Source organism: Amycolatopsis sp. SID8362 (genome assembly GCF_010550475.1).
GTDB lineage: Bacteria > Actinomycetota > Actinomycetes > Mycobacteriales > Pseudonocardiaceae > Amycolatopsis > Amycolatopsis eburnea.
This window is the reverse complement of the sequence record NZ_JAAGNB010000801.1, coordinates 1-3,638: the sequence shown is the minus strand read 5'-3', so window position 1 is coordinate 3,638 and position 3,638 is coordinate 1. Positions and strand designations below refer to the sequence as shown.

4 protein-coding genes and 1 pseudogene are annotated in these 3,638 nt (G+C 72.5%); 2 read left to right on the top strand and 3 right to left on the bottom strand.

Going from position 1 to position 3,638, the window contains the following annotated elements:
- Nucleotides 1–197 (bottom strand): annotated as a pseudogene (locus G3I65_RS24830) (hypothetical protein); the annotation flags it as partial.
- Between the two features lie 250 nt (nt 198–447).
- Here G3I65_RS24830 and G3I65_RS24825 point away from each other — a divergent pair.
- Nucleotides 448–1,467 (top strand): neutral zinc metallopeptidase, encoded by a 1,020-nt coding sequence (locus G3I65_RS24825; protein WP_160698234.1) that lies wholly within the window; start codon nt 448–450, stop codon nt 1,465–1,467.
- A gap of 127 nt (nt 1,468–1,594) precedes the next feature.
- On the opposite strand, the gene G3I65_RS24820 is transcribed toward G3I65_RS24825, so the two are convergent.
- Complete coding sequence (locus tag G3I65_RS24820) at nt 1,595–2,014, bottom strand: hypothetical protein (protein WP_160698235.1); 420 nt, start codon at nt 2,012–2,014, stop codon at nt 1,595–1,597.
- Nucleotides 2,015–2,092: 78 nt separating this feature from the next.
- On the bottom strand, nt 2,093–3,175 hold the full coding sequence (locus G3I65_RS24815; protein ID WP_160698233.1) for a TrkA family potassium uptake protein: 1,083 nt from the start codon (nt 3,173–3,175) through the stop codon (nt 2,093–2,095).
- Between the two features lie 91 nt (nt 3,176–3,266).
- Between G3I65_RS24815 and G3I65_RS24810 the strand changes: the two genes are divergently transcribed.
- Nucleotides 3,267–3,629: a hypothetical protein gene (locus G3I65_RS24810; RefSeq protein ID WP_160698232.1), complete on the top strand. Its 363-nt coding sequence runs from the start codon at nt 3,267–3,269 to the stop codon at nt 3,627–3,629.
- Nucleotides 3,630–3,638: the final 9 nt, after the last annotated feature.

Here is a 3,638-nt window from a genome sequence, read left to right as displayed (position 1 = left end):
CAGCCCGGCGGCGGCGACGGCGGGGCGGGCGGGGTGTCCGGCGCCTGCCAGCCGCGCGGCGGCGTGGCCGGTGACGCGTGGTGATCTTCCGTCGGCTTCGGCTCACCCGATCCGGGGGCGGGAGCCGCGGGCACGCCCTGGCTCGGTGTCGGCGTGTCGGCGCCCTCTCCGCCGGGCGCGCCACCGGTGTCTGTCATCGAAGCCCCTCGCCTGCAGTGCCTGCTTGCGGACACTCTCTCAGAGGTACTTTCACCCGGCCAGACCTGGGGTGACGTCCGGTCGCCGTGACACCACGCGCACGGACGGGTGCGGGACGGCCCGTTCCCCCGATATGCTGAACCGCGGGATCGGGTACCCCCGATCCGTACCGAGACCCTTCGGGACTGCCTAGTGACGCAACCGCCCCACGGCCGGGTACCGCCTCGCGGAACCGTTCAGCCGCCGCCGGTGCCGGGTGCGCAACCGGATCTCCCGTGGCTGGGCCAACCGCACACCGTGGCCGCGCCGAAGCGCCGCTCCCCGGCGGCGGTGATCGGCGTCTGCCTGGGCGCGGTGGCCGTGCTGGTGCTCGGGCTGGTCGCGATCGTGGCCCTCAACCGCTCCGAGACGCCGCTGGCCAACCCCAACTTCCGGGACGCGCCGTCGTCGCAGGACAGCCCGGCCCCGCTGCCCCCCGGCGGCGCGGGCGCCCCGGCGTCGGCGTCGAACCCGGCGACCGAAACGCCGTCACCCAGCGCGACCGGCCCGCAGAAGGTCCTCAAGCTGGCCGACCACCCCATCCTGCAGGACCCGAACGCGGGCCTGCAGAACCGCGTGTGCACGCTCCCGGCCTGGCAGAGCACGCAGGAAGGCGCGGAGGCGTTCTTCACCGCGGCCAGCAAGTGCCTCGACGCGGCGTGGGGCCCGTTCCTCGAGGCCTACCACCTGCCGTTCACCCCGCCGGCCCTGCACTTCCCAACCGGCGCGAGCTTCGAAACCGAGTGCGGCACCATCCAGGTCGGCATCGCGACCGCCGCGTACTACTGCGAAAACAACCTGTACGTCCCGTTCCGCGGGCTGCAGACCGACCAGTACGGCAACAACCCCGGCGTCTACCTGGCCCTGTTCGCGCACGAGTACGGCCACCACGTCCAGGAGGTCGCGGGCCTGATGGACGCGGCCTGGCAGAAGATCTACGAGGCCGGCCAGAACAGCCCCGCCGGCCTGGAGATGTCCCGGCGCAAGGAACTGCAGGCCCAGTGCTTCTCGGGCATGTTCCTCGGCGCGCACGTCGACCAGGGCGGCACGATCAGCCGCGACATGTACAACAAGGCCTGGAACGACCAGGAAACCCGCGGCGACAACACCTCCCGCAGCCACGACCACGGCACGAACGCCCACTACGCGGCCTGGTGGCGAGCGGGCGCGACGAGCAACCGGATCGCGGACTGCAACACCTTCGCGGCGCCGTCCTCCGAGGTCAGCTAGCGGGTTTCGGCGCGACACTTCGTCGACATGGCCCGGCAAGCGCCCCAAGGTGGCCTTCGGTGCGTCAGACGCAACGAAGGGCCCCTTGGGTGCGTCTGACGCAACCAAGGCCACCTTGGGGCGCTCGTCAGCTAGCGGGTTTGGGCCGCAGCGGGATGCTCAGCCACAGGTAGACGAACATCCCGCCGGAGAAGCACGCGAACACCAGCAGCGCGAGCCCCAGCGGCCGCCGCGCGTCCGACGAGCCCACCGAGGTGTCGGCCGCGTGCACCGCGACCGGGCCCTGGTCCGGCAGCTCCTCCGGGACGCTGACCTCGACGCGCTCGCCCTGGCCGTGCCCGCAGCCGTTCAGCGTGCCTTCGTGGGGCTTGCCGGCGACGGTGAACTTGACCGTCTCGACGGCGTCCGGCTTGTCGCACGCCGCCGGCTTGGTGACCTCGGCCTGCACCGGCGCGCCGAGGTTGTCATTGGTGATGCCCAGCAGCCCGGGCCCGGCCAGCCAGGCGAGCAGCACGACGAGCACGCCCGCCGCGGCGGGGATCGCCACCGTGGGCCACTTGAGTGCGAGGGATCGCGGGGGCACCCGGCCATGGTTCCAGATTCCGCGACCGAAACCCAGGTGCCGTTACCGCTGTTCGATCTTCTCCGCCTGCGTGACCTTCTTGACGTACAGCAGCTTGTCGCCGGGCTCGATGGCGTCGGCCTGCGGGGCGTCGACGCGGTAGAGGACGCCGTCGCGGACCAGGCCGAGGACGAGGTCGGAGAGGTGCCGCGGCGACCCGCCCTCCTCCGCCGGCTCGACCGGCCGCTCGGCGATGGCCAGTCCCGACTCCGGCGTGAGCAGGTCCTCCATGATGTCGACGACCAGCGGCGTCGACGTCGCCATGCCGAGCAGCCGCCCGGCCGTCTCGCTGGAGACGACGACCTGGTTCGCGCCCGACTGCTTGAGCAGGTGGACGTTCTCCGCCTCCCGCACCGACGCCACGATGTGCGCCTTGGGCGCCAGCTCGCGGGCGGTGAGGGTGACGAGCACCGCCGTGTCGTCCCGGTTCGGGGCGACGACGACCGCGCGCGCGTGCTGCACCGCGGCGACGCGGAGGACGTCGGCGCGGGTGGCCGAGCCGTGCACGGCGACCAGGCCCAGCGCGCTCGCCGCGTCCAGGGCCTGCTGGTCGGTGTCGACGACGACGATCTGGCCCGGGGCGACGTTCTCGTCGCCGAGCAGCGCGTTGACGGCGGACCGGCCCTTGGTGCCGAACCCGACGACGACCGTGTGGTCGCGCACCTTCGTCCTCCACTTCTGGATCTTGAACGCCTGGCGGGAGCGCTCGGTGAGCACTTCCAGGGTGGTCCCGACCAGGACGATGAGGAAGAGCACCCGCAGCGGGGTGATCACCAGGACGTTCACCAGCCGCGCGGACGACGTGGCGGGCGCGATGTCGCCGTAGCCGGTGGTCGAGAGCGAGACGGTGGCGTAGTACAGGCTGTCCAGCAGGGACAGGCCGTCGCCGTTCGCGTCGCGGTACCCGCCGCGGTCGAGGTAGACGATGATCACGGTGGCCAGCAGCGCCAGCAGCGCGCCGATGATCCGCTTCACGATGGACCGCAGCGGGCTGACCGTCAGCTCGGGCATCCGCAGGACGCCGACGAGCTCGTGGTCCGGCCGATCGGTGAGACTGCCCAGCGGCAACCGCTTGAGGGCCTTCATGCACCTGCTCCCGGCGCCAGGTGTCGAGCGTCACTCACGCCCGGAGGATAGCCCAACCGGGTGGCGGGCCGCCGCGTGGAACGATGACCCCATGGCTGATCCGCACCGGCCCGCGCACTTCCTGGCGGGGGCGCTGGGCTTCATGGGCGTCCTGCACTTCGCCGTGCCCAAGCCGTTCGACGCCCTGATCCCGGCGTCGCTGCCGGGTTCGCGGCGGGCGTGGACGTACGGCTCGGGCGTGGCGGAACTGGCGGTCGCGGCCGCGGTGGCGGCTCCCCGCACCCGGCGGGTGGGCGGCCTGGCGGCGGCGTTGCTGTTCCTGGGCGTGTTCCCGGCGAACGTGAAGATGGCGGTGGACGCGAAGACCGCGCCGCAGCGGGCGATCGCGTGGGGACGGCTGCCGCTGCAGTGGCCGCTGATCGCGTGGGCGCTGAAGGTCCGCGACCGGGCCTGACCCGTGCAC